At 68.6% G+C, this 25,493-nt stretch carries 19 protein-coding genes; 8 read left to right on the top strand and 11 right to left on the bottom strand.

The window, feature by feature from the left end; all coding sequences use genetic code 11:
• Positions 1 to 21: 21 nt before the first annotated feature.
• Together AC07NI_RS14720 and gltB are read left to right on the top strand one after the other, a co-directional pair.
• Positions 22 to 1,470, top strand: a complete 1,449-nt coding sequence (locus AC07NI_RS14720; RefSeq protein WP_494620308.1) for an NAD(P)-dependent oxidoreductase — start codon at positions 22 to 24, stop codon at positions 1,468 to 1,470.
• Positions 1,471 to 1,488: 18 nt separating this feature from the next.
• Entirely contained in the window at positions 1,489 to 6,012 is a 4,524-nt protein-coding gene (gene gltB / locus AC07NI_RS14715; RefSeq protein ID WP_494620306.1) for a glutamate synthase large subunit, read from the top strand.
• Here the strand turns inward: gltB and AC07NI_RS14710 are convergent.
• A complete protein-coding gene (locus AC07NI_RS14710) occupies positions 6,009 to 6,440 on the bottom strand; it encodes a PaaI family thioesterase (RefSeq protein WP_494620304.1) in 432 nt (143 codons plus the stop codon). The two genes, gltB and AC07NI_RS14710, sit on opposite strands and share 4 nt — an antisense overlap.
• Before the next feature lie 90 nt (positions 6,441 to 6,530).
• Here AC07NI_RS14710 and AC07NI_RS14705 point away from each other — a divergent pair, with 90 nt between their 5' ends.
• Genes AC07NI_RS14705 through AC07NI_RS14695 form a run of 3 tightly spaced genes read left to right on the top strand, consistent with a single transcriptional unit; the run spans position 6,531 to position 10,693 of the window.
• Complete coding sequence (locus AC07NI_RS14705; RefSeq protein ID WP_494620302.1) at positions 6,531 to 7,247, top strand: hypothetical protein; 717 nt, start codon at positions 6,531 to 6,533, stop codon at positions 7,245 to 7,247.
• A gap of 19 nt (positions 7,248 to 7,266) precedes the next feature.
• Complete coding sequence (locus tag AC07NI_RS14700) at positions 7,267 to 8,880, top strand: cisplatin damage response ATP-dependent DNA ligase (protein ID WP_494620300.1); 1,614 nt, start codon at positions 7,267 to 7,269, stop codon at positions 8,878 to 8,880.
• Between the two features lie 58 nt (positions 8,881 to 8,938).
• Positions 8,939 to 10,693, top strand: a complete 1,755-nt coding sequence (locus AC07NI_RS14695) for an ATP-binding protein (protein WP_494620298.1) — start codon at positions 8,939 to 8,941, stop codon at positions 10,691 to 10,693.
• Here AC07NI_RS14695 and AC07NI_RS14690 read toward each other — a convergent pair.
• Complete coding sequence (locus AC07NI_RS14690) at positions 10,690 to 11,940, bottom strand: multidrug effflux MFS transporter (RefSeq protein ID WP_494620296.1); 1,251 nt, start codon at positions 11,938 to 11,940, stop codon at positions 10,690 to 10,692. The genes AC07NI_RS14695 and AC07NI_RS14690 overlap by 4 nt on opposite strands.
• A gap of 146 nt (positions 11,941 to 12,086) precedes the next feature.
• On the opposite strand from AC07NI_RS14690, the gene AC07NI_RS14685 reads away from it, so the two are divergent.
• Positions 12,087 to 13,286 (top strand): MFS transporter, encoded by a 1,200-nt coding sequence (locus AC07NI_RS14685; RefSeq protein ID WP_494620294.1) that lies wholly within the window; start codon positions 12,087 to 12,089, stop codon positions 13,284 to 13,286.
• Here AC07NI_RS14685 and AC07NI_RS14680 read toward each other — a convergent pair.
• On the bottom strand, positions 13,283 to 14,443 hold the full coding sequence (locus tag AC07NI_RS14680; protein ID WP_494620292.1) for a DegT/DnrJ/EryC1/StrS family aminotransferase: 1,161 nt from the start codon (positions 14,441 to 14,443) through the stop codon (positions 13,283 to 13,285). The genes AC07NI_RS14685 and AC07NI_RS14680 overlap by 4 nt on opposite strands.
• A 144-nt stretch (positions 14,444 to 14,587) precedes the next feature.
• Here AC07NI_RS14680 and AC07NI_RS14675 point away from each other — a divergent pair, with 144 nt between their 5' ends.
• Positions 14,588 to 15,580, top strand: coding sequence for a mechanosensitive ion channel family protein (locus AC07NI_RS14675; RefSeq protein ID WP_494620290.1), 993 nt, complete (start codon positions 14,588 to 14,590; stop codon positions 15,578 to 15,580).
• On the opposite strand, the gene AC07NI_RS14670 is transcribed toward AC07NI_RS14675, so the two are convergent.
• The 6 genes from AC07NI_RS14670 to AC07NI_RS14645 all read right to left on the bottom strand — a co-directional run bounded on the left by AC07NI_RS14670 (position 15,507) and on the right by AC07NI_RS14645 (position 20,833).
• On the bottom strand, positions 15,507 to 16,682 hold the full coding sequence (locus AC07NI_RS14670; RefSeq protein ID WP_494620288.1) for a trans-sulfuration enzyme family protein: 1,176 nt from the start codon (positions 16,680 to 16,682) through the stop codon (positions 15,507 to 15,509). The two genes, AC07NI_RS14675 and AC07NI_RS14670, sit on opposite strands and share 74 nt — an antisense overlap.
• 11 nt (positions 16,683 to 16,693) lie before the next feature.
• Positions 16,694 to 18,088 (bottom strand): pyridoxal-phosphate dependent enzyme, encoded by a 1,395-nt coding sequence (locus AC07NI_RS14665; RefSeq protein WP_494620286.1) that lies wholly within the window; start codon positions 18,086 to 18,088, stop codon positions 16,694 to 16,696.
• Between the two features lie 212 nt (positions 18,089 to 18,300).
• Positions 18,301 to 18,534, bottom strand: a complete 234-nt coding sequence (locus AC07NI_RS14660) for a hypothetical protein (RefSeq protein WP_494620284.1) — start codon at positions 18,532 to 18,534, stop codon at positions 18,301 to 18,303.
• Positions 18,535 to 18,673: 139 nt separating this feature from the next.
• The gene (fsa, locus tag AC07NI_RS14655) at positions 18,674 to 19,327 is read right to left on the bottom strand and encodes a fructose-6-phosphate aldolase (RefSeq protein ID WP_494620282.1); all 654 of its coding nucleotides are present in this window, start codon (positions 19,325 to 19,327) and stop codon (positions 18,674 to 18,676) included.
• A gap of 59 nt (positions 19,328 to 19,386) precedes the next feature.
• Positions 19,387 to 20,274, bottom strand: coding sequence for a dTDP-4-dehydrorhamnose reductase (gene rfbD / locus AC07NI_RS14650; protein ID WP_494620280.1), 888 nt, complete (start codon positions 20,272 to 20,274; stop codon positions 19,387 to 19,389).
• A gap of 13 nt (positions 20,275 to 20,287) precedes the next feature.
• Complete coding sequence (locus AC07NI_RS14645) at positions 20,288 to 20,833, bottom strand: D-glycero-alpha-D-manno-heptose-1,7-bisphosphate 7-phosphatase (RefSeq protein WP_494620278.1); 546 nt, start codon at positions 20,831 to 20,833, stop codon at positions 20,288 to 20,290.
• Between the two features lie 71 nt (positions 20,834 to 20,904).
• Here AC07NI_RS14645 and AC07NI_RS14640 point away from each other — a divergent pair, with 71 nt between their 5' ends.
• On the top strand, positions 20,905 to 22,065 hold the full coding sequence (locus AC07NI_RS14640) for an AGE family epimerase/isomerase (RefSeq protein WP_494620276.1): 1,161 nt from the start codon (positions 20,905 to 20,907) through the stop codon (positions 22,063 to 22,065).
• Here the strand turns inward: AC07NI_RS14640 and AC07NI_RS14635 are convergent.
• Positions 22,049 to 23,359 carry a mannose-1-phosphate guanylyltransferase gene (locus AC07NI_RS14635; protein WP_494620274.1) on the bottom strand — a complete coding sequence of 437 codons (1,311 nt, stop codon included), beginning with the start codon at positions 23,357 to 23,359 and terminating at the stop codon, positions 22,049 to 22,051. The two genes, AC07NI_RS14640 and AC07NI_RS14635, sit on opposite strands and share 17 nt — an antisense overlap.
• 90 nt (positions 23,360 to 23,449) lie before the next feature.
• On the bottom strand, positions 23,450 to 25,486 hold the full coding sequence (locus tag AC07NI_RS14630) for an NAD(+) synthase (protein WP_494620272.1): 2,037 nt from the start codon (positions 25,484 to 25,486) through the stop codon (positions 23,450 to 23,452).
• Positions 25,487 to 25,493 lie beyond the last annotated feature (7 nt).

Below are 25,493 nucleotides of genomic sequence, written 5' to 3'. Positions count from 1 at the left end.
GACGGGGACAAGGGAAGTCGCATGGCCGAGCGCATGCTGAAATTCACGACGGTGGGCCGCAAGACGCCTGAAAAGCGTGCGGCGGCCGAGCGTTCGGGCGACTTCCACGAGATCTACGCCGACTTCATCGACGCCAAGGCGACCGAGCAGGCCTCGCGCTGCTCGCAATGCGGCGTGCCGTTCTGTCAGACCCACTGTCCGCTGCACAACAACATCCCCGACTGGCTGCGGATGACGGCCGAGGGCCGCCTGGAAGAAGCCTACGCCCTGTCGCAGGCGACCAATTCCATGCCGGAAGTCTGCGGCAGGATCTGCCCCCAGGATCGCCTGTGCGAAGGCAACTGCGTTATCGAGCAATCAGGTCACGGCACCGTGACGATCGGTTCGGTCGAACGCTACCTTACCGACAAGGCCTGGGAGATGGGCTGGGTGAAGCCTCTGGTCGCCGGTGAAGCCCGCGGCCAGTCGGTCGGCGTGGTCGGCGCAGGGCCCGCGGGTCTGGCCGCCGCCGAGAAGCTGCGCGAGGCCGGCTACGACGTCACCGTCTATGACCGCCACGACCGCGCCGGCGGCCTGCTGATCTACGGCATCCCCGGCTTCAAGCTGGAGAAGGACGTCGTCGAGCGCCGCACCAAGCGCCTGGCCGACGGCGGCGTCGACTTCAAGCTGGGCTTCGAGGTCGGCAAGGACGCCACCCTGGAAGACCTGCGCGCCAAGCACGACGCGGTGCTGATCGCCGTCGGCGTCTATGCCGCGCGCGACCTGACCGTCCCCGGCGGCGGCAGCAAGGGCGTGGTGCCCGCGCTGGACTACCTGATCGCCTCCAATCGCCAGGACCTGGGCGACACCGTGCCGGAGATCGAGTCCGGCGTGCTGAACGCCGACGGCAAGGACGTCGTCGTGGTCGGCGGCGGCGACACCGCCATGGACTGCGTGCGCACGGCCATCCGCCAGGGCGCGGCCTCCGTCACCTGTCTCTATCGCCGCGACAAGGCCAACATGCCCGGTTCGATGCGCGAAGTGTCGAACGCCGAGGAAGAAGGCGTCACCTTCGAATGGCTGGCCGCCCCGCGCGCCCTGTCGGGTGAAGCCGAGGCCGTCACCGGCGTGCGCGCCATCCGCATGCGCCTGGGCGCCCCGGACGCCTCGGGCCGCCAGAGCCCCGAGGAGATCCCCGGCGGCGACTTCGACCGTCCGGCCCAGCTGGTGGTCAAGGCCCTGGGCTTCGAGCCCGAGAACCTGCCCGAGCAGTGGTCGGCGCCGGACCTGAAGGTCACCCGCTGGGGCACGGTCAAGGCCGACGTCCGCAACCAGATGACCAATCTCGACGGCGTGTTCGCCGCCGGCGACATCGTGCGCGGCGCCTCGCTCGTCGTCTGGGCGATCAAGGACGGCCGCGACGCCGCCGACGCCATCCACCGCTACCTGCAGGCCAAGGTCGGCGCGCCCGCGCTGATCGCGGCGGAATAAGAGAGAGGACCCGAAGCCATGAACGAGATGGACCTCTATCTGAAGAACCGCCAGGCGCTGATCGACGGTCACGCCTATGACCCGACCACCGAGCGCGACGCCTGCGGCGTCGGCCTGGTCTGCGCCATCGACGGCCAGCCGCGCCGCGAAGTCGTCGAGCTGGCGATCAAGGCCCTGAAGGCCCTCTGGCACCGGGGCGCGGTCGACGCCGACGGCAAGACCGGCGACGGCGCCGGCGTGCTGGTCAGCGTTCCGCAGGACTTCTTCATCGACCAGGTGCGCCGCACCGGCCACGCCCTGCGCCAGGGCCCGATCGCCGTCGGCCAGATCTTCCTGCCGCGCACCGACCTGGGCGCCCAGGAGACCTGCCGCACGATCGTCGAGGCGGAAGCCCTGCGCTTCGGCTTCTACATCTATGGCTGGCGCCAGGTGCCGGTCGACACCTCGGTGATCGGCGAGAAGGCCAACGCCACCCGTCCGGAAATCGAGCAGATCATGCTGGCCGGTCCGGCCGGCCTGGAAGGCGAGGCGCTGGAGCGCGCCCTGTTCCTGTGCCGCAAGCGCATCGAGAAGCGCGTCCACGCCCAGAACATCAGCGACTTCTACATCTGCTCGCTGTCGGCCAAGTCCCTGATCTACAAGGGCATGTTCCTGGCCGAGGCGATCGACGAGTTCTATCCCGACCTGAAGGACGAGCGCTTCACGGCCGCCGTGGCGATCTTCCACCAGCGCTATTCGACCAACACCTTCCCGCAATGGCGCCTGGCCCAGCCCTTCCGGATGCTCGCCCACAACGGCGAGATCAATACGATCAAGGGCAACGTCAACTGGATGAAGTCTCACGAGATCAAGATGGCCGCCCAGGCCTTCGGTGAGTTCGGGGACGACGTGAAGCCGGTGATCCAGCCGGGCGGCTCTGACAGCGCCAACCTGGACAACACCTTCGAGGTGCTGGTGCGCGCCGGCCGTGACGCGCCGATGGCCAAGACCCTGCTGGTGCCGGAAGCCAACAATCCGAAAATGAAGGACGCCCACAAGGCGCTCTATTCGTACTGCAACGCCGTGATGGAGCCGTGGGACGGTCCGGCCGCCCTGTGCGCCACCGACGGTCGCTGGGTCGTGGCCGGCAAGGACCGCTCGGGCCTGCGCCCGCTGCGCGTGGCCTATACCGACGACGGCCTGGTGATCATGGGCTCGGAAGCCGGCATGTGCGGCGTCGAGGAAGCCCGCATCACCCGCAAGCTGGCCATCTCGCCCGGCCGGATGATCGCCATCGACCTCGCCGAGGGCCGCCTGTACGGCGAGAACGAGATCATCGACGAACTGGCCGAACGCCACCCCTATACGGATTGGCTGGGCAACATGGTCGATCTCGAAAAGGAGATCGGCCCCGGCCCCGAGCCGCGCAAATACGCTCGTGAAGAGCTGACCCGTCGCCAGGCCGCCGCCGGCTACAGCCTGGAAGACCTGGAGATGGTCCTCGCCCCCATGGTCGAGGAAGGCAAGGAAGCCGTCGGCTCGATGGGCGACGACACCCCGCTGGCGGTGCTGTCGGAGAAGTATCGTCCGCTGTCGCACTACTTCCGCCAGAACTTCAGCCAGGTGACCAACCCGCCGATCGACCCCCTGCGGGAGACCGGCGTCATGAGCCTGAAGACCCGCTTCAAGAACCTGGGCAACATCCTGGCCCAGGACGCCGCGCAAGCCGACGTCTACGTGCTGGAAAGCCCCGTGCTGACCACCGGCATGTATGAGCGGGTCCACACCCTGCTGGGCGAGAAGAACGTCGCGGTCATCGACTGCACCATGCCCCTGCCGGCCGCCGAGGCCCGGGGCGGCGACGCCCTGCGCGCCAATCTCGACCGCATCCGGGCCGAGGCCGAGGACGCTGTCCTGCGCGGCTGCGGCGCCATCGTCCTGACCGACGAGGCCAGCGACGCCGGTCGCGTCGCCCTGCCGATGATCCTGGCCACCGGCGGCGTCCACGCCCACCTGGTGAACAAGGGCCTGCGCTCGTACGTCTCGATCATCGTCCGTTCGGCCGAGTGCCTGGACACGCACTATTTCGCGGTGCTGGTCGGCGTCGGCGCCACGGCGGTCAACGCCTACCTGGCCCAGGAAAGCTTCCAGGATCGCCTGGAACGCGGCCTGATCGGCGAGAAGTCGCTGCGCGACACCTGCATCAACTTCAAGACGGCCATCGAGGGCGGCCTGCTGAAGATCATCTCCAAGATGGGCATCAGCGTCATCTCCTCGTACCGCGGCGGCTACAACTTCGAAGCCGTCGGCCTGTCGCGGGCCCTGGCCGCCGAGTTCTTCCCCGGCATGCCTTCGCGCATCTCGGGCATCGGCCTGGCCGGTATCGAGAGCAAGACGGTCGAGCTGCACCGCAAGGCCTGGAGCGCCGGCGCCATCACCCTGCCGGTCGGCGGCCTCTACAAGTCGCGCCGCTCGGGCGAGGCCCACGCCTTCGAAGCCCGCCTGATGCACACCCTGCAGACGGCGTGCGACACCGGCGACTACGAGCTCTATCGCCGCTGGAGCAACGGCCTGCGCACCCAGAAGCCGATCCAGCTGCGCGACCTCTTGGACTGGCGCTCGGACCGCAACCCGATCTCGACCGACGACGTCGAGAGCGTCAACGAAATCCGCAAGCGCTTCGTCACGCCGGGCATGAGCCTGGGGGCTCTCGGCCCTGAGGCCCACGGCGCCCTGAACATCGCCATGAACCGCATCGGGGCCAAGTCGGTCTCGGGCGAGGGCGGCGAGGACTCGGCCCGCTACAAGCCGTTGCCGAACGGCGACAACCCTAACAGCGCCATCAAGCAGGTCGCCTCGGGCCGCTTCGGCGTCACCGCCGAATATCTGAACCAGTGCGTCGAGCTGGAGATCAAGGTCGCCCAGGGCGCCAAGCCGGGCGAGGGCGGCCAGCTGCCCGGCTTCAAGGTCACCGAGATGATCGCCCGCCTGCGTCACGCCACGCCCGGCGTGATGTTGATCAGCCCGCCGCCGCACCACGACATCTACTCGATCGAGGACCTGGCCCAGCTCATCTACGACCTGAAGCAGATCAACCCGGTCGCGCGCGTCACGGTGAAGCTGGTCGCGGCCACCGGCATCGGCGCCATCGCCGCCGGCGTCGCCAAGGCCAAGGCCGACGTGATCCTGGTCGCCGGCGGCGTCGGCGGCACGGGCGCCTCGCCCCAGACCTCGGTGAAGTACGCCGGCGGTCCGTGGGAGATGGGCCTGTCGGAAGCCAACCAGGTCCTGACCTTGAACAACCTGCGCCACTCCGTCGTCCTGCGGGCCGACGGCGGCATGCGCACGGGTCGCGACATCGTCATCGCGGCCATGATGGGCGCCGAGGAGTTCGGCATCGGCACCGCCTCGCTGGTGGCCATGGGCTGCATCATGGTGCGCCAGTGCCACTCCAACACCTGCCCCGTCGGCGTCTGCACCCAGGACGAGGCGCTACGCGCCAAGTTCACCGGCACGCCGGACAAGGTCATCAACCTCTTCACCTTCGTGGCTGAGGAAGTGCGCGAAATCCTGGCCGGCCTGGGCTTCAAGAGCCTGCAGGAAATCGTCGGCCGCACCGACCTGCTGGCGCAGGTGTCGCGCGGCGGCGAGCACCTCGACGACCTCGACCTCAACCCGCTGCTGGTTCGCGCCGATCCGGGCAACAACAAGCCCTACAACACGGTCGTCGGCCGCAACGCGGTGCCGGACACCCTGGACGCCCAGATCGTCCGCGACGCCGCTCCACTGCTGGAGCGCGGCGAGAAGATGCAGCTGACCTACACGGTCCGCAGCACCGCCCGCACCATCGGCACGCGCACCTCCAGCCATATCGTCCGCAAGTTCGGCATGAAGGGCCTGCCCTCGGGCCACCTGACTGTCCAGCTCAAGGGCTCGGCCGGCCAGAGCCTGGGCGCCTTCGCGGTCCAGGGCCTGCGCATCGAGCTGACCGGCGAGGCCAACGACTATGTCGGCAAGGGCCTGTCGGGCGCGACCCTGGTGATCAAGCCGGCGCGCGGCCTGGCGGCTCCGGAGACCAACACCCTGATCGGCAACACCGTGCTGTTCGGCGCCACCTCGGGCCGGCTGTTCGCGGCGGGCCAGGCCGGTGAGCGCTTCGCGGTCCGCAACTCGGGCGCCACCACGGTGGTCGAGGGCTGCGGCGCCAACGGCTGCGAATACATGACTGGCGGCCAGGTGGTGATCCTGGGCCCGACGGGCGGCAACTTCGGCGCGGGCATGACCGGCGGCATGGCCTTCGTGCTCGACCAGCACGAGCGCTTCGAGGACAACATCAACCCCGACAGCATCGTCGTGCAGCGCCTGGCCTCGCCCTATTGGGAAGGCGTGCTGCGCTCGCTGATCGCCGAGCACGCTCGCGAGACCGACTCGGTGTTCGCGGCGACCCTGCTGCGCGACTGGGACCGCGTGCGGGACCAGTTCTGGCAGGTCTGCCCGAAGGAAATGATCAGCCGCCTGCCCCAGCCGCTCGCGGCCGAGGAAGCGGTGCACGAACGGGCCTAGGCCGCGGCCTTCGCCTCCAACAGCTTGAAGGTTGCACGGGCGCGCGCGACGGGAACCCCGTCCGCGCGCACCGTCGCCTCGGCGAAGCAGATCGACCGGCCCAGCTTGATGAAGTCGGTGTCGAATTCGAGCCACTGCCCGAGCTTGGCCGAGCCGAGATAGTCGAGCGTCAGCGACACGGTGACGAGACCGCCGGCCGGCTGGCGCGCGGCCGCCAGGTTGACGCCCAGCGACAGGCCCATGGCGTTGTCAGCCAGCGCCGCCAGGAAGCCGCCATGCGGCATGCTGCGCGAATTGCAGTGCTCGGGCCGCACGCGGACGCCCAGCACCAGCCGATCCGGCGCCTGGCGGGCGTAGAGCGGCTCCCACGGATCGGTCAGCGGGCTCTTGCGGCTGTGAGGGACGAAGCCCTCGGGAACGTCGTCCATGCTCGCCTCGCTAGATTTCAAACAATTGTTTTAATCTAACACCGTTCATCCTCTTGCGCGAGCGGTCATGAACCTGCGCTATGAAGCGGCATGGCTCGGGATCGTCAGAAGCTGGACGCCGACAAGGTGGTCGAGACGCTCGACAACCTCTACGCCCGCGTGGCCGAGCGCTTCCCGGCCTCGGGCCTGGCGCAGGTCTGCGGCCGGCTCAGCGACACCGGCCAGCGCACGGCGGCCCGCGCGCGCCGCATCTCCCGGCCCTACCTCTTCCTCCGCCTGCTGGTGGCGCTGATCGTCATCGCCGGCATAGGTCTGGAGGCCATGCTGGTCTGGCGTCTGGACTGGAGCGCGATCGTCCGCGCCCGCGAGGGCTTCGGCCTGGCCCAGGGGCTGGAGTCGGCGGCCAACCTCGCTTTGCTGTCCGGCGCGGCCGCCTGGTTCTTGGCCTCGCTGGAGCGGCGCTGGAAGCAGCAGCGGGTCCAAAAGGCCCTGCACGAGCTGCGCTCGTTCTGCCACGTCATCGACATGCACCAGCTGACCAAGGATCCGACCGTGATCCTGGGGCCGACCACCCGCCATTCGCCCAAGCGCGACATGACCAGCTTCCAGCTCTCCCGCTACCTGGACTACTGCGCCGAGATGCTGGCCCTGACCGCCAAGCTGGCCGCCCTCTATGCCGGCGAGAGCGACGACCCGGTCATCGTCGCCGCCGTCAACGACATCGAGACCCTGGCTTCGGACCTGGGCCGCAAGATCTGGCAGAAGATCATGATCCTGGGCCAGCTGGACGAAGCTCGAGCGAGCTAAAGCGCGGGTACGGCGTTCCATGTCCATGCGCGCCTTCGCCCACCTGCTCGACCGGCTGTCCCTGACCAGCTCGCGCAACGCCAAGCTGACCCTGATCGCCGACCATCTGCGCAACACGCCCGATCCCGATCGCGGCTACGCCCTGGCGGCCCTGACCGGCGCGCTGTCGTTCAACGCCGCCAAGCCGGCCTTCATCCGCAAGGCGGTCGAGGCGCGGATGGACGCCCAGCTGTTCGCCTGGTCCTACGACTATGTCGGCGACCTGGCCGAGACCGTCGCCCTGGTTTGGCCCGCCAAGCCCGGCGCCAACCGGCCGCCGGAACTGTCCGAAGTGATCGAGGCCCTGCACTCGGCCTCGCGGACCGAGGTCCAGCGGCTGATCGAGGGCTGGCTCGATGCGCTCGACCCCGACGGCCGCTGGGCGCTCTTGAAGCTGATGACCGGTGGTCTGCGGGTGGGGGTGTCCTCTCGCCTGGCCAAGCAGGCCTGCGCCAATTTCGGCGGGGTCGAGATCGGCGAGATCGAGGAGGTCTGGCATGCGATGGAGCCGCCCTATGGCGACCTCTTCGCCTGGCTGGAAGGCCGCTCCGAACGCCCCTCCCCCGACGCCCCGGGCCGCTTCCGGCCGGTGATGCTGGCCCAGCCGATCGACGAGGCGGTGGACTTCGCCAAGCTCGACCCGGCCGCCTACGTCGCCGAGTGGAAGTGGGACGGCATCCGCGTGCAGGCAGTGTCCGAACGCGGCGAGCGGCGGCTCTACACCCGCACCGGCGACGACATCTCGGCGAGCTTCCCGGACGTGGTCGAGGCCCTCGACTTCGAGGGCGCGATCGATGGCGAGCTGCTGGTGCTGCGCGACGGCGCCCTGGCCCCGTTCGGCGACCTGCAGCAGCGGCTGAATCGCAAGACCGTCGACGGCAAGCAGCTGGCGACCTTCCCGGCCGGTATTCGCGCCTACGACCTGATGATGGATGGCGAGGAAGATGTTCGCGGCCTGCCCTTCGTCGAACGCCGCGCGCGGCTGGAGACGTTCGTCGCGCGGCTGAAGACCCCCCGTATCGACCTCTCGCCTGTCCAGCCCTTCGAAACCTGGGAGGAGCTGGCCGCCCTGCGCCTGGACCCGCCCGAAGGTGATGCCCGCCTCTCCGAAGGCCTAATGCTCAAGCGCCGCGACAGCGTCTACGAACCCGGCCGCCCCAAGGGTCCGTGGTTCAAGTGGAAGCGCGACCCACACCTGATCGACGCGGTGCTGATGTACGCCCAGCGCGGCCACGGCAAGCGGTCCAGCTTCTATTCCGACTACACCTTCGGCGTCTGGCGCGAGGACGAGGCGGGCGTTCGCCACCTGACCCCGGTCGGCAAGGCCTATTTCGGCTTCACCGACGAGGAACTGAAGCTGATCGACAAGTTCGTCCGCGACCACACGATCGAGCGCTTCGGCCCGGTGCGCTCGGTCCGCGCCGACCTGGAGCACGGCCTGGTGTTCGAGGTCGCCTTCGAGGGCCTGCAGCGCTCGACCCGGCACAAGTCGGGGGTGGCCATGCGCTTCCCGCGCATCAACCGCATCCGCTGGGACAAGCCCTCGCGCGAGGCCGACGAACTCAAAACATTGGAAGCTATGCTGGATCGGTGATCGGCGTTCACCTCTCGTTTGCCATGTGCCCCTACGCAAGGTTGCGAGGAGTACGCCGATGTCCCCCTTTCTTGCGTCCCTGCTGCCGCATCTGCGGGTCAACGCCACCGAACGCTATCGCCAGATCTACTCCCGCCTCGGCCTGACCGGACTGCTGAGCTGGGCGCTGAGCCTGATCGACCGCGCCGACCTGATCCCGCTGTGGCTGGTCGCCAGCCTGTCGGTGCAGGCGCTTGAGCTGTACGCGGTCCGGCCGTTCGCCAAGGGCCGCTTCCCCGAGCGGCACCTCCAGGCGCGGGTGGTGCTGATGCTGGTGGCCTGCGTGGCCATGGCCGCCGTCCATGCCGGCGCGGTGCTGATCTTCTGGCAGAGCGGACAGCCGCCGCTGATGGCCCTGGCCTTGATGGTGCTGGTCGGCGGGGCCCTGAACAATGTCGCCTCGGGCGTCGACAGCCGGCCGCTGTTCTATCTGGGCGCCACGCCCTACGCGCTGAGCATGGCGGCCATGCCGGCCCTGGCCTGGGGCTCGGCCCACGGGCAGGTGACGATCCTGGCGGTGTGCGTCGGCTTCTTCATGCTGGCCCTGCACACGATCTGGGGCCGGATGCACCACGACCGCCGCGCCGTGGTCGCCGCCCGCGAGGAGGCCGACCGCCGCCGCATCCAGACGGAAGAAGCCCTGTCGGAGCGCACCGCCATGGCCGCCATCGTCAGCCACGAGCTGCGCACGCCGCTGTCGGCGATCCTGGCCGGCGCCCACCTGATCCGGGCCGGGACCAACCCGGCCCAGACCCACGCCACGGCCGACCTGATCGTCGACGCCGGCCACCTGATGACCGGCCTGCTGACCGACATGCTGGATCAGGCCAAGATCGAGGCCCGGGCCATGAGCCTGGAAGACCGCGACTTCGACGCCCTGGGCGCGATCCGCGACGCCACCCGCTTCTGGAGCGCCAACGCCCGCGCCAAAGGCCTGACCCTGCGCGAACCGCCGGGCGAACAGCCGTCGGCCTGGGTGCGCGGCGACCCGTTCCGCCTGCGCCAGATCCTCAACAACCTGCTCAGCAACGCCGTGAAGTTCACCGAGGACGGGGTGATCACCCTGCGCCTCTGCGCCAAGCCCACCGACGACGGCCAGGTGCGGGTGACGATCGAGGTCGAGGACAACGGCCCCGGCATCGCCGAAGACGCCATGAGCCGGCTCTTCACCCCCTACGCTCAAGCCTCGCAGGAAACGGCGCGGACATACGGCGGCACGGGTCTTGGTCTTGCGGTCAGCCGCCAGCTGGCCCGGCTGATGGGCGGCGACCTGGACGCCCGTCCAGCCGCCGAGCGCGGCGCCATCCTGCGCCTGACCCTCGTCCTGCCCGCCGGCCAGGAGCAGGACACCGCCCGCCCGGCCGCTGAGCCCGAGGACGCGGCCCCGGATATCGGGACCTTGCGCATCCTCGCCGTCGACGACCACGAGGTGAACCGTCGGACCCTGGCCCTGGTGCTGGAGCCCATGGGTGTTGACCTGACCACTGCCGTCGACGGCTTGGAGGCACTGAAGCGTCTGGAAGCTCAGGCCTTCGACGTGGTGCTGATGGACGTCAACATGCCGGGCCTGGACGGCCGAGAGGCCACACGACGCCTGCGGGCGAACAAGGGCCTGAACCACGACACGCCGGTGATCGGCTTCAGCGCCGGGGTCGCCGACGACGAGGTCCAGGCCTGCCACGCCGCCGGCATGACCGACTGGCTGGCCAAGCCGCTGGACATTCGGGCGCTCTATGCGGCCTTGGACCGCGCGAGGCCGAAGGTCGACGCCTAGTGGGCGGCTGATGGCGCCGGCGCCGAGGCGCCGGTCTGGAACAGCTTGCCCTTCTCGGTGGCCAGCACCATCAGCAGGCCCGCCAGGCCAAAGCCCGTGAAGCCGATGGTCAGCGGCACGGTGGTGCCGTTGTAGAGCTGGCCGATGAAGAAGCCGAACACCGCCCCGCCGATGGTGGTGATGAAGCCCTGGATCGAGGCGGCGGCGCCGGCCACGTGGCCCAGCGGCTCCATGGCGATGGCCCCGAAGTTGGACATGGTCAGGCCGAAGCAGAACATCATGCCGGCCTGCAGCAGGGCGAAGCTGAGCAGCGTCTCGTGGCCGGTGATGGCGACCGCGGCGTGGACGGCGGCGAAGGCGATGAAGCCGATCAGCGCCCAGTGAGAGACCTTGCGCATGCCCAGCTTTTCGACGATCCGCGAGTTCAGCAGCGACGAGACCGCCATGGTCCCGGCGATGGCGGCGAAGATCAGCGGGAAGATGTCGCCCGCGCCCAGCACCTCGGCGAACACCTGCTGGGCCGAGTTGAGGAAGCCGAACAGGCCGGCCAGCACCAGGGTCGCGGCCAGGGTGTAGCCCATGGCGATGCGGTCGGTCAGGGCGGTCTTGAAGGCCGAGGTGACGCCGGCGACCGAGATCGGGATGCGGTCTTCCGGATGCTGGGTCTCGGGCAGCTTGATCGCCGCCCAGGCCATGACCACCAGGCCGAAGATCGACAGGATGCCGAAGATCCAGCGCCACGAGGCGAACAGCATGACCGCCTGGCCCAGCGACGGGGCGATGATCGGGGTGGCCAGGAAGACGATGAAGGCCAGCGACATCACCCGCGCCATCTGGCGGCCGGCATAGCAGTCGCGGACGATCGACACCGACAGCACCCGCGTCGAGGCCGCGCCCAGGCCGGTCAGGAACCGCGCGATCAGCAGCATCTCGAACGAGTTGGAGAAGGCGCAGAGGGCGGCGAAGAGCGTGTAGAGCGCCAGGCCAACCATAAGCACCGGCTTGCGCCCGTAGCGGTCGGCCAGCGAACCATAGGCCAGCTGCGCCACGCCAAAGCCCAGCAGGTACGAGGTGATCACCCACTGGCGGGCGTTCGGGTCATGCACCCCCAGGGCCTCGCCAATGTGCGGCAGGGCCGGCAGCATCGAGTCGATAGCCAGCGCATTGGTCGCCATCATCGCCGCGATCAGGGCGACGAACTGGCCGAAGCCCATGCCGGGGTGCGGCGAGGGGTTGGTGTCTGACATACGAATTTTCCCGCGGGTGACATCCCGGTCCCGCGAGAAGTCTTGCGGGCCATATAGGGCCCGGAGCCGGCCGCGCCAACCGCCGGTCGCTCCTCATCCCTTGATATGGGTCGCCTCAAGGGGTCTCGCCGCCTATATGCAGCGCCATGCGTAACAAAGACATCGTCCCCGGCGCCCCCCAAGCGAGTGTGTTGGGCCGGGGCCTGACCCTGGCCATGGCGGCGGCCACGGGCCTGGCGGTCGCCAACCTCTATTACAGCCAGCCGATGCTGGGCCTGATGCTGAAGGACCTGCCCGGCGAGGCCGCGGCGATGATCCCGACCGCCACCCAGGCCGGCTACGCCGCCGGTCTCTTCCTGCTGGTGCCGCTGGGCGACCTGGTCGAGCGGCAGCGACTGATCGCCTTCCAGTTCCTGGCCCTGGCCGTCTCGCTGGTCGCCACGGCCCTGGCGCCGACCGCCGGCCTGATGATCCTGACCTCGCTCTTGATGGGCGCGGCCGCCACGGTGGCCCAGCAGATCGTGCCGTTCGCCGCCCACCTGGCCAGCCCCGAGAAGCGCGGCGCGACCGTGGGCACGGTGATGGCCGGTCTGCTGTGCGGCATCCTGCTGTCGCGGACCCTGGCCGGCTTTGTCGGCGCGCACTACGGCTGGCGGACCATGTTCTGGCTGGCCGCGCCGGTGGCTCTGGCGGCCGGCGGCTGGATGGCGCTGAAACTGCCGCGCAGCCATCCGCAGTCGGGCCTGTCCTATGGCAGCCTGATGATCTCGCTCGGCCAGCTATGGAAGGAGTTCCCGTCGCTGCGCCTGGCCGTCGCCACCCAGGCCCTGCTGTTCGCGACCTTCACGTCGTTCTGGACGGTGCTGGCCCTGCATCTGCAGGAGTTCCATCTGGGCTCGGACATCGCCGGCCTGTTCGGGGTGATCGGGGCCGTCGGCATCCTGGCCGCGCCGATCGCCGGCCGCTTCGCCGACAAGCGCGGCCCGCGACCGGTGATCATGCTGGGCGCGGCCCTGGCCTTGGTCTCGTGGCTGATCTTCGGGATCTGGGACGGCATCCCGGCCCTGATCGCCGGAGTGATCCTGCTGGATTTCGCGATCCAGAGCGTCCTCGTCTCCAACCAGCACATCGTCTACGCGCTGAAGCCCGAGGCCCGCGCCCGCCTGAACACCGTCTTCATGGGCGGCATGTTCGTGGGCGGCGCGGCCGGGTCGGGCATCGCGGTCACGCTATGGAAGTCCATGGGCTGGACCGGCGTCTGCGCCATGGGCGTGGCGCTGACCGCCACGGCGACGGCGTTGCAGGCGGTGAACCTCTACCGTCGTCGGGCGCTGAAAGCCGCCTAGCCGTTGAAAGCGCGGATCGCGTCGATGATCTTCTGCTGGTCGGCCTCGCCCAGATAAGGGTGCATCGGCAGGGCCAGCACGGTCTCGGCCTTGGCCTCCGTCACCGGCAGGCCGCCGGCGCCGCGCGGGAAGGCCGCATAAGGCGCCTGCACATGCATCGGCACGGGATAGTAGACCGCCGTCGGGATCCCTTGCGTCTTCAGGTGCGCGGCCAGGCCGTCGCGGTTCTCGTGCTCGATCACGTACTGGGCCCAGACCGAGACACCGCCCTCGATCACCGCCGGCGTCGCGATCACCGCGCCTTTCAGGCCCTCGGCGTAGCGATCGGCCACGGCCTGACGCAGCTGGATCTCCTCGGCGAAGATCGCCAGCTTCTCGATCAGGATCGCCGCCTGGATGGTGTCCAGGCGCGAGTTCATGCCGATGCGGGTGTTCAGGTACTTCGGGTCGTGGTCGAAGGTCTTGCCTTCCAGGTCCGGACCGACCGCCTTGCCGTGGACGCGGTAGCTGTCCATCAGGTCCCACAGGGTGGCGTCATTGGTCAGCACCGCCCCGCCGTCGCCGTAGCAACCCAGCGGCTTGGCCGGGAAGAAGCTGGTGGTGGCCACATCCGCCCAATGCAGCGGATGCTTGCCATGGAGCGTGCAGCCGAAGCCCTGGGCGCTGTCGGCGATCAGCTTCAGGCCTTCGCGGTCGCAGATGGCCTTGATGGCCGGGTAGTCGGCGGGCTGGCCGAACAGGTCGACGGCGATGACCACCTTTGGCGTCAGCTTGCCCTCGGCCTTCACAGCGGCGATGGCGGCGTCCAGCTTGGCCGGATCGATATTGAAGGTGTCGGGCAGCACATCGACGAACACCGGCGTCGCGTCGACCCACGGCACCACTTCCGGCGTCGCCGCGAAGGTGAAGGACGGGCAGAACACCGCGTCGCCCTTGCCCACGCCCCAGGCCATCAGCGGCAGGGCGATGGCGTCGGTGCCGTTGGCGCAGGACAGGGCCAGCTTGGCCTGGCCGAACTCCGCCAGCTTGGCCTCGAACTCGCGGACCTGCGGGCCCATGACATAGGCGCCGCTGTCCAGCACCTTGGCGATCGCGGCGTCGATCTTGTCGCGGATCCGGCGCTGCTGCGCGGCGAGGTCGATGAAGGGCATGCTCATGAGCGCAGCCTCTAGTGTCGGTTCACGGCGATTTCGAGCCAATTGATGTAACCGACTGTTTCCACTCGCAAGAAACTACAAACCGGAACCCCAGGCTCGCCTTGTCGTTGACCGAACACGGCGGGGGCGCCTATCGAGAACTCCATGCAGACCAAGCCCAGCATCATCCCGGCGGATACGTCCTTGCCGTCGCTCGCCAACGTGAAGGCCGACGAGACCATGTTCGGACATTTCCTGGACTGGCTGGGCAAGCTGGCGGTGAACCTGGTGGTCGCCGCCCTGATCCTGCTGATCACCTTCTGGGTGGCCGGCTGGGCGGCGGGCGTGATCCGGCGGGGCCTGGGCCGGGTGCACCGGAACAATCCCGACCCGACCCTGGAAAGCTTCGGCGCCTCACTGGTGCGCTATGCGGTGATCGCCGTCGGCCTGGTGGCGGTGCTGCAGCAGCTGGGCGTGCAGGCCACCTCGATTATCGCGGTGCTGGGCGCGGCCTCGCTGGCCATCGGCCTGGCCCTGCAAGGCGCTCTGTCGAACGTGGCGGCCGGGGTGATGATCCTGCTATTTAGGCCCTATCGCGTCGGCGACGTCATCGAGACCTCGACCCGCAACGGCACCGTCAAGTCGCTGGACCTGCTGTTCACCGAGATCGCCACGCCGGACAACGTCAAGGTGATGATCCCCAACAGCAAGGTGTTCGGGGACGTGATCCTGAACTACTCGACCCACCGCACGCGACGGGCCGACGTGCTGTTCAAGGTGCCGCTGAAGACCGACCTGGTCATGGTGCTCAAGCGCCTGCGCGAGCGCGCCGAGAGCGACGCGCGCATCCGCAAGGACCCGGCGGTGATGATCGAGGTCGTCGACCTGTCGGAGGCCTTCGCCCAGGCGGCGATCCGCGTCTGGACGGCGGCGGCCGACTTCGGCCCGGTCAAGACCGACCTGATGCTGGCCGCCCACCTGCTGGCCGAGGACCCGGCGCGCACCGACCTGCCGCCGCCGCGCCCGACCAAGGCCAAGGACCCCTCACCCGTCATGCCGGGCGAGGGCGAACACCATCACCTGCTCAGCCTGATAAAGCCGCGTCGAGGTCGGAAATCAGGTCCCGGCAAGACTCAATCCCCACCGAAAGCCGAATGAGGCCGTCGGAGATGCCCAGCGCCGCGCGCTGATCGGCCGGGATCGAGGCGTGGGTCATGATCGCCGGATGCTCGATCAGGCTCTCGACCCCGCCCAGGCTTTCCGCAAGCGTGAACAGGCGCGTGCGCTCCAGCATCTTGCGGGCCGGCGCCAGGCCGCCCTTGACGTCGGCCGAGATGATGCCGCCGAAGCCGCCGATCATCTGACGCTTGGCCAGGTCGTGCTGCGGATGGCTTTCCAGGCCCGGATAGATCACCCGCTCGATGGCCGGGTGCTTCTCCAGCCACTGGGCGATCTCCAGGGCGCTGTCGCAGGCGCGCTGCATGCGCAGGGCCAGGGTCTTGACGCCGCGCAGGGCCAGGAAGCTGTCAAACGGGCCCAGCACGCTGCCGACCGCGTTCTGCAGGAACTTCATCTTGTCGGCGAGCTCGGCGTTGTCGCCGACCACCGCCACGCCCGCCACCACGTCCGAGTGGCCGTTCAGGTACTTGGTCGCCGAGTGCATGACGATGTCGAAACCCAGCTCCAGCGGCCGCTGGATAAACGGGCTGGCGAAGGTGTTGTCGGCGACGGTGACCAGATTGTGCTTCTTGGCCAGGGCAGCGATGCCGGCCAGGTCCGCCAGGCGCAGCATCGGGTTGGTCGGGGTCTCGACCCAGATCATCCGCGTGTCTGGCGTGATCGCCGCCTCGACGGCCGCCAGGTCGGCCATGTCGACGAAGCTGAAGGTCAGGCCCGCCGAGCGCTTGCGCACCTTGTCGAACAGCCGGAACGAGCCGCCATAGAGGTCGTCGCTGGCGATGACGTGCGCGCCGCTGTCCAGCGTCTCCAGGATCGTCGAGGCCGCCGCCAGGCCCGAGGCGAAGGCGAAGCCCGCCGTGCCGCTCTCAAGATCGGCGATGCTGCGCTCGAAGGCGAAGCGGGTCGGGTTGTGGCTACGGCTGTATTCGAAGCCCTTGTGCTCGCCGGGGCTGGACTGGACGTAGGTCGAGGTGGCGTAGATCGGCACCATGACGGCGCCGGTGGTCGGATCGGGGAACTGGCCGCCGTGGATGGTCCGCGTGGCGAAGTCCAGGCGGTTCTTGCCGGGGTTGTCGGTCATGCGGGGATCCTCTAGGCGCTCAGACGCAGGTGGTTGATCAGATCGACCCGGGTGATGACACCCAGAAATTCTTCACCGTCGACCACCAGCGCCACCTCGTCGCGATCGAACACCTCGGGCAGGTCATCCACGCTCTGGTGGGCCTGCAGGGTGTTGACCGCGCGGGTCATGGCCGCGCCGACCAGGGTCTTGAAGCGCGGGGCGTCGTCGCCCGCCTCGACCGCGGCCAGGACGTCGCTCTCGTCGAGGATGCCGACCAGCTTGCCGTGATCGACCACGGGCAGCTGGCTGATGTCGCTGGAGCGCATGCGGCTATAGGCGGTCAGCAGGGTGTCGTCGGAGCCGATGGCGATCACGCCGCCCTCGGCGTAGCGCTTGGCGATCAGGTCGCGCAGATCGCCATGCAGCTCGCGGCCGTCGAAGCCATGGGCCGCCAGCCAGAAGTCGTTGAACATCTTGGTCAGGTACTTCGAGCCCGTGTCGCAGACCAGGGTCACGACCCGCTTGGGCTCGGTCTGCTCGCGGCAGTATTTCAGCGCCGCGGCCAGCAGGCAGCCCGAGGAAGAGCCCGCGAGGATACCTTCCTTCTTCAGCAGCAGGCGGGCGGTGTCGACGCTCTCGCGATCGCTGATCGAATAGGCCTGGGAGACCAGGTCCATCTGGGCGTTGTCGGGGATGAAGTCCTCACCGATGCCCTCAACGATCCAGCTGCCGGCCTCGCCGAAGGTTCCGGTCTCGACATAGTCGCGCAGGATCGAGCCGACCGGATCGGCCAGCACCATCTTGGTCTTGGGCGAATGGGCCTTCATGTAACGGCCGACGCCCGTCAGGGTGCCGCCGGAGCCGACGCCGACGACGATGGCGTCGATGTCGCCGTCCATCTGGGTCAGCAGCTCCGGACCCGTCGTGGTCTCGTGGGCCAGCGGGTTGGCCGGGTTCTCGAACTGGTTGGCGTACAGCGAGCCGGGGATCGACTGGGCCAGGGTCTGGGCCATGTCCTGGTAGTATTCCGGGTGGCCCTTGCCGACGTCGCTGCGGGTCAGGCGCACGTCCACGCCCATGGCCCGCAGATGCAGGATCTTCTCACGCGCCATCTTGTCGGGGACGATCAGGATCAGCTTGTAGCCCTTCATCGTCGCGACCTGCGCCAGGCCCAGGCCCGTATTGCCGGCCGTGGCCTCGATGATGGTGCCGCCCGGCTTCAGCCGGCCGTCGGCTTCCGCAGCCTCGATCATCGAGCGGGCGACGCGATCCTTGATCGAGCCGCCGGGGTTCTGGTTCTCGAGCTTGAGGAACAGCCGGCAAAGGCCGGTGTCGATGTGCCTGACCTCGACCATGGGCGTGCGCCCGATCAGGTCCAGGGCGGAACCAGCGATGCCCGGAAGGCCGGATTTGAGGTCGTTCATGGCGCAGCTCCGCCGACGGGTGAAACGATTTCCCCTAGCTAGGCCAGTTTCACGAACGAAGGAAAGAGGGCCAGGGCCGTCGGATATAGGGGGGTCGCACGGGATTTACGAAGGATCGAGCCCCTCATAGCGCCGTTATATGACCGACGCCGTCGCCGCCGATCTCGAGACGCGGTTCCGCGCCGCGTCCCTGGTCGCCGCTAGATTTGGAATCAGGCCGTCCCGAGCGTGCCGCGCTGGCTGAGCCACTCGCTGGCGAACTTCTTCGACAGGCAGACGTCCTCGAACACCACCCGGCGCAACTGGCCCAGGAACTCGGGCGTGTCGTGGACGATCACGAAGGGAAAACCGTTAGCCGACAGGAAGCCGTGGAGGAATCGCGAGAAGCGGTCGGCCTCTTCGGGGCCGGCCAAACGGACTTCGGTCTCAGCGGCAGTCGGAACCATGTGCGCGGCCCTCTGTGAACGGACCAAGACTTAACGCACGAACTCGCATTTGCGAACCAGCTTCGCCAATGCGAAATAAACTGTGATCACTTGATCGCCTCCCGGGCGAGTGGAAACCCGCCCGGGAACGCGGAATTCCTTACAGAATCGACTGGCCCGTCGAGGCCCAGTCCTTCAGGAACTGTTCCAGGCCCTTGTCGGTCAGCGGGTGCTTGTAGAGCTCGGCGAACACCGCCGGCGGGATGGTGACGACGTCGGCGCCGACGATGGCGGCTTCCTTGACGTGGGCGGCGTTGCGCACCGAGGCGGCCAGGATCTCGGTCTCGTAGCCGTAGTTGTCGTAGATCGTGCGGATATCGCGGATCAGGTCCATGCCGTCGAAGCCGTAGTCGTCCAGGCGGCCGATGAACGGCGAGACGAAGGTCGCGCCGGCCTTGGCGGCCAGCAGGGCCTGGGTCGGCGAGAAGCACAGGGTGACGTTGGTCTTGATGTCGTCGTCGGCGAAGGCGGCGCAGGCGATCAGGCCGTCGCGGGTCAGCGGGATCTTGACCACCACGTTCGGGGCGATCTTGGCCAGCTTCTGGCCTTCGGCGATCATGGCGTCGGCCGTGGTGGCGGCGACTTCGGCGCTGATCGGGCCCGGGACGATGTCACAAATCTCGGCGATCACTTCCAGCATCGGCCGGCCCGACTTGGCGATCAGGGTCGGGTTGGTGGTCACGCCGTCGATCAGGCCGGTCGAGGCCAGGTCGGCGATCACCTTGGTGTCGGTGCTGTCGAGGAAGATCTGCATGGTCGCTCGCGCTGTTTGTTATGTCGGGAGTTGCCGCCGGTTTAGCCCGAGCGGCGGCGTCACGCCAGACTCGTCATACCAGCTTGGACGAGACGATCGGCCGTTCGCTCGACCGCGGTCCGCCAGGGTTCGGGCGTGAAACCGAACACCTGCTGGAGCTTGCCCGTGTCGAGCGGCGAGCGCGGCGGACGCGGCGCGGGCTCGGCGAAGGCGGCCTGGGTGGTCGCTTCCAGGCGGGCCTTGGCTTGCGGATCGCGATCGATCGCGGCCTTGGCGAAGTCGAAGCGGCTGGTCTCGCCGGCATTGGCGAAGTGGAACAGGCCAAAGACCGGGTCCTCTGCCGACGCGGCGGTCCAGCGGGGCGCGGTCGCGACCAGGAAATCGGCCAGGGCCTCACCGTCGGTCGGCGTGCCGTACTGGTCGGCGACGATCTTCAGCACCTCACGCTCGCGGGCCAGCTTCAGCATGAAGCTGACGTAGTTGCGGCCGTAGCGGGAGAAGACCCACGAGATGCGCAGCACCACCGCCTTGGGCTGGGCCAGCACCGCCTGCTCGCCGGCCAGCTTGGAGCGGCCGTAGACATTGATCGGCCGCGCTTCGTCGGTCTCGACATAGGGGTGGCCTGTCAGGCCATCGAACACCGCGTCGGTCGACAGATGCACGAACGGCAGGCCGCGCTCGGCGCACGCAGCGGCCATGGCGCCCGGCGCCGTGGCGTTGACCGCGAAGGCCTCGTCGGGCCGGGCTTCGGCCGGATCGACATGGGTGAAGGCGGCGGTGTTGAGGACGAGGTCGCAGTCGGCGGCCAGGATCGCGGCGCGGACAGCTTCAGGGTTTTGCAGATCGCAGTCGGCGCGGGACAGGGCGATCACCTCGGCCCGTCCGGCGGCGACCGCCTGGACGGCTGTCGCGACCTGGCCGGTCTTGCCGAACTGCAGGATCCTCATTTCAGCCCAGTCTTCACTTCAGGGAGGGGACGCGGTCGCCCAGCATCTGGCCGACGAAGGCCCGCAGATTGCCGCCCTTGAACAGGTAGCCCGGTAGGCCCGCCCGGTTGCCGGCCTCCACATCGATGTGGCGGTCGCCAATGATCACGGCCTCTTCCGGCGCGAGGCTCCAGTCCGAGAGCCCTCGCAGGATCATGCCGGGATTGGGCTTGCGGTCCGGATGGTCGGCGATGCGGAATTCCTCGACGACGGCCGTCTCGTGGAACGGCGAGTGGTAGAAGGCGTCGATCCGCCCGCCCAGTTCGGCCAGCTGCGCCTGCATGGCGGCATGGAAACGGTCCATCTGCGCCTCGTCGAAATAGCCCCGGCCGATGCCCGACTGGTTGGTGACCACCAGCACCTTGAGGCCCGCCTTCGTCATCGCCGCCACCGCCTCGCGGGCGCCGTCGATCCAGGTCAACTTGGCGGGGTCGTAGACATAGCCGTGGTCGACGTTCAGCACGCCGTCCCGATCCAGGAACACGGCCTTCAGCGGCGGGAGGTCGACGAGCGTGGTCATGGACGTGAGCACTACCGCGCGTCGCGCCGGATGTCTTGGCCTCGTCGCCCAAGCTGCCTAGAAATGCCGCCATGACGAACGCCCTCACCGACGCCACCCGCCTGCGCGACCGCCTCAAGACCTGGGCGGCCGAGGCGGCTTATCCGCTGTGGTGGCGGGTCGGGGCCGATCACGACAAGGGCGGCTTCTTCGAAAAGATCGACCTGGAGGGCGCGCCGGTTGATGGCCCGCGTCGCGGCCGGGTGTTGCCCCGTCAGATCTATTCATTCGCCATCGCCGGCGAGCTGGGCTGGAGCGGCCCGTGGCGCGAGGCGGTCGAGCATGGTCTCGACTTCTATCTGGCATCCTATCGCCGCCCGGATGGCCTGTTCCGCACCCTGGTCGGCCCGGACGGCGAGAGCCTGGACGAGACCGCCGACCTCTATGACCAGGCCTTCGCGATCTTCGCCCTGGCTGCCGTCGCCAAGGCGCTGCCGGCCCGCGCCGACGAGGCCAAGGCGATCGCCGTGGCGGTGCGCGAGAAACTGGTTGCCGAACGCAAGCATCCCGTGGCCGGCTTCCATCAGTCGAACCCGCCGACCGCGCCGCTGCAGTCCAACCCGCACATGCACCTGTTCGAGGCCATGCTGGCCTGGAGCGAGATCGATAGCGACCCCGCCTGGCGCGCCCTGGCCGACGAGATCGCGGAACTGGCCTTGAGCAGGTTCGTCCACGCCGAGACCGGCATGGTCCGCGAGTTCTTCGACCTCGACTGGAACCCGGCGCCGGACGTCGAAGGCCGGATCTGCGAGCCGGGCCATCAGTTCGAATGGGGCTGGCTGCTGCTGCGCTGGGGCAAGCTGGCGGGCCGCGCCGATGCGACCGCCGCGGCGCTGAAGATGATCGACGCCGGCGAGGCGCACGGAACCGACCTGGCGCGCGGCGTGGCCATCAACGCCCTGCTGGACGATTTCTCCATCCACGACAACGGCGCGCGCCTGTGGCCGCAGACCGAGCGGATCAAGGCCGCCGTCCTGGCCGCCGAGACCATCGGCGAGGCGCGCTACTGGGACATGGCCGCCGCCGGCGCCGAGGGCCTGCTGGCCTATCTGCGCACGCCGGTGACGGGCCTGTGGCGCGACAAGTACCAGCCCGACGAGACCTTCGTGGAGGAGCCGGCGCCCGCCAGCTCCTTCTACCACATCGTGCTGTCGATCCTGGAGATGGACCGCGCGGTCAGCGCGGCTTCGTGACGAGCAAGGTCGCCGCGCCAATGGCCCGCGCCCGGGTCTCGGCGTCCAGCGGGATGATCGCGCCGGCGGCATAGACGTCGCCGTCCATCTCCAGCACGCCTTCCAGCAACTGCACGGTCGCGGTCGGCAGGGTGATCGTCTCGCCGGCCGGCACGCGGCGCAGCTCGACGTCGAAGCCGTCGGTCGAAACGAGGGTCTCAGTGCCGTTCGGCTGAGCGCTCTTGCGGGAGGCGATCGAGCGGCCCTTGGCCTTGAGGCCATCGACCAGGCTCTTCACGGCCTGGCTGTCCTCGCGGCGGCAGACCAGCACCGCGTCGGGCTCGACCACCACCACGATGTCGCTGACCCCGATGACGCCGACATAAGGGCCCGTCGTGCGCACCAGTACGTTCGAGGTTCCGTGCAGCTCGACATCGCCATCGCTGGCGTTGCCGGCGTGGTCGCGGTCAGAGGCCTCCCAGATCGCGTCCCAGGCGCCCAGGTCCGACCAGGCGAACGAGGCCGGGGCCACGGCGGCCTTGGTGGTGCGTTCCATCACCGCGTAGTCGAGGCTGATCTTGGCCGCGCCGGCGAAGGCCTCGCGGTCCAGGCGGCCGACGCCGGCCTCCAGCTGCAATACAGCCGCGCAGGCTCGGGCCGCGACGGCCACGGTCGGCTCGAACGCCTCGAACTCGCCCATCAGGGTCGAGGCCTTGAAGGCGAAGTTGCCGCTGTTCCAGAGATAGCCTTCCAGCAGATAGCGCTCGGCGGTCTCGCGGTCGGGCTTTTCGACGAAGGCGGCGACCTCGCGCACCGAACCGTCCAGCAGCGGCGCGCCGGGGCGGATGTAGCCAAAGCCCGTGGCCGGCACGGTCGGCTTGACGCCGAAGGTGACGATCAGGTCGTGCTCGGCGGCCTTGGCGGCGGTGACGGCGGCCTCGCCGAACACCTCGGGATCGGCGACGTGGTGGTCGGCGGCCAGCATCAGCACGACACCATCAGCGTCCAGGGTCTGGACATAGGCGGCGGCGGCGGCGACTGCCGGCGCGGAATCCCGGGCTTCGGGCTCGACCAGGATGGTCACCCAGGTGTCGATCTCGGCCGTCTGTTCGGCGACGAAGCCGACCATGGCCTCGCCGGTGACCACGACGATCTCGGCCACACCCGGCAGGTCGCGCACGCGCAGCACCGTCTCCTGGAAGCTGGAGCGGTCGCCGACCAATTTCAGGAACTGCTTGGGCTGGTCGCTGCGCGAGGCGGGCCAGAGGCGCGTGCCCGAACCGCCGCAAAGGATAACCGGATAGATCGCGGCCAAGAGTAACCTCAGACTGACAAGCACCCCTGCTTGGGCGTGGGGATATCGTGAAGCGCGCGGAAAACGAAAGCTTTTTCGGCCCTGCTCGTATCAGTTCGGAATGTTGGCGTTCAGCTCGGCCAGCCAGGCGTCGGCGGTGACGTCCGAAGGCATCCGCCAGTCGCCGCGCGGCGACAGCGCGCCGCCCGACGAGATCTTGGGCCCATTGGGCACGGCCGAGCGCTTGAACTGGTTGGCGAAGAACCGCTTCAGGAACAGCTCGAGCCACTTCCGGATCTCGGCCAGCTCATAGGCGCGGCGGCCGGTGTCGGGCAGGCCGACCGGCCAGCCACCGCTCGAAGCATCGTGCCAAGCGGTCCAGGCCAGGAAGGCGATCTTGGACGGCGCCATGCCGTAGCGGGTCATGTAGTAGAGGTTGAAGTCCTGCAGGGCGTAAGGGCCGACGAAGCTCTCCGTCGCCTGGGTGACCTCGCCCGGCACCAGCTCCGGCGAGATCTCGGTCGCTAGGATGTCCTCCAGCAGCGCCGTGGTCGCCGCGTCGACATCGCCCGAATGAGCCACGAAGCGGATCAGGTGCTGGATCAGCGTCTTGGGCGCCCCGCAGTTGGGGTTGTAGTGACTCATATGGTCGCCGACGCCGTAGGTGCACCAGCCCAGGGCCAGCTCCGACAGGTCGCCGGTGCCGACCACCAAGCCGGCATTGTGGTTGGCCAGGCGGAACAGATAGTCGGTGCGCAGGCCCGCCTGCACGTTCTCGAAGGTCACGTCATAGACCGGCTCGCCGCGCCCGAACGGGTGGTCCAGGTCCTTCAGCATCTGGGTCGCGGCAGGGCGGATGTCGAGCTCGGCGGCGGTCACGCCCATGGCCCGCATCAGCGCCCAGGCATTGTCCTTGGTGCGGTCGGAGGTGGCGAAGCCCGGCAGGGTGTAGGCCAGGATGTTGGTGCGCGGCAGGCCCAGCTGGTCGACCGCCTTGGCCGCGACCAGCAGCGCCTGGGTCGAGTCGAGGCCGCCCGAAATGCCGATGACCAGTTTCTTCAGGCCGGACGCTTCAAGCCGCCGCGCCAAGCCCTGGACCTGGATGTTGTAGGCCTCGTAGCAGTTCTCCCGCAGCTTGGCGGGATCGGACGGGGTGAACGGGAAGCGCTCGATCGGGCGGGCCAGGGCCAGATCGCCGGCCGGCGGCTCGAACGCGAACCGCACCATCCGGAACGGGACCTTGGGCGGGCTCAGCGCCATGGCGTCGCCGAAGCTGCCCACCCGCATCCGCTCCTGGCGCAGGCGATCGACGTCGATGTCGGCATAGGTCCAGGCCGGACCGGTCGAGAAGCGCGGGCTCTCGGCCAGCAGATTGCCCATCTCGTGGATGTCGACATGGCCGTCCCAGGCCAGGTCGGTCGAGCTCTCGCCCGCCCCGGCCGCCGAATAGACATAGGCCGCGACCATCCGCGACGACTGGCTGGCGCAGAGCAGGCGGCGGGTCTCGGACTTGCCGATGGTGATGTTGCTGGCCGACAGGTTCAGCAGGATCTCCGCGCCGGCCATCGCCTGAGCCGTGCTGGGCGGGGTGGGCGTCCAGACGTCCTCGCAAATCTCGACGCCGACGGTGAACGGCGTGACGCCCTCGCCGCAGTAGAGGACGTCGGTTCCGAACGGCACAGTCTGACCCGCGAGCACCAGGCTCTTGCCGGTCACCCCGGCGCCCGGCGTGAACCAGCGGCGCTCGTAGAACTCACGGTAGTTGGGCAGGAAGCTCTTGGGCGTGACGCCCAGGACCTTGCCGCCCTGGATGGCCACGGCGGTGTTGTAGAGCCGGCCGCCGTCGCGCAGCGGCGCGCCGACCACGATCATCGGCGCGAGCGCGGCGCTCTCCTCGACCAGGGTGGCGATCGCCGCCTCGACGGCGTCCAGCAGCACGTCCTGCTGCAGCAAGTCGTCGATCGTGTAGCCGGTCAGACCCAGCTCCGGGAACACGATGACCGCCACGCCGACGTCATGCGCCTCACGAGCCAGGGCCAGGACGCTCTGGGCGTTCACGGCGGGACCGGCCAGCTTCACCTTGGGAACGGCGGTGGCCACGCGGACGAAGCCATGACGATAGGGCGAGAAGAACGACGGACGAGCCAAGCTACCG

It is taken from the genome of Caulobacter sp. GW821-FHT10E02, from assembly GCF_059415225.1.
The sequence above is the reverse complement of the archived record's forward strand: the minus strand, read 5'-3'. Positions and strand labels throughout refer to the sequence as shown.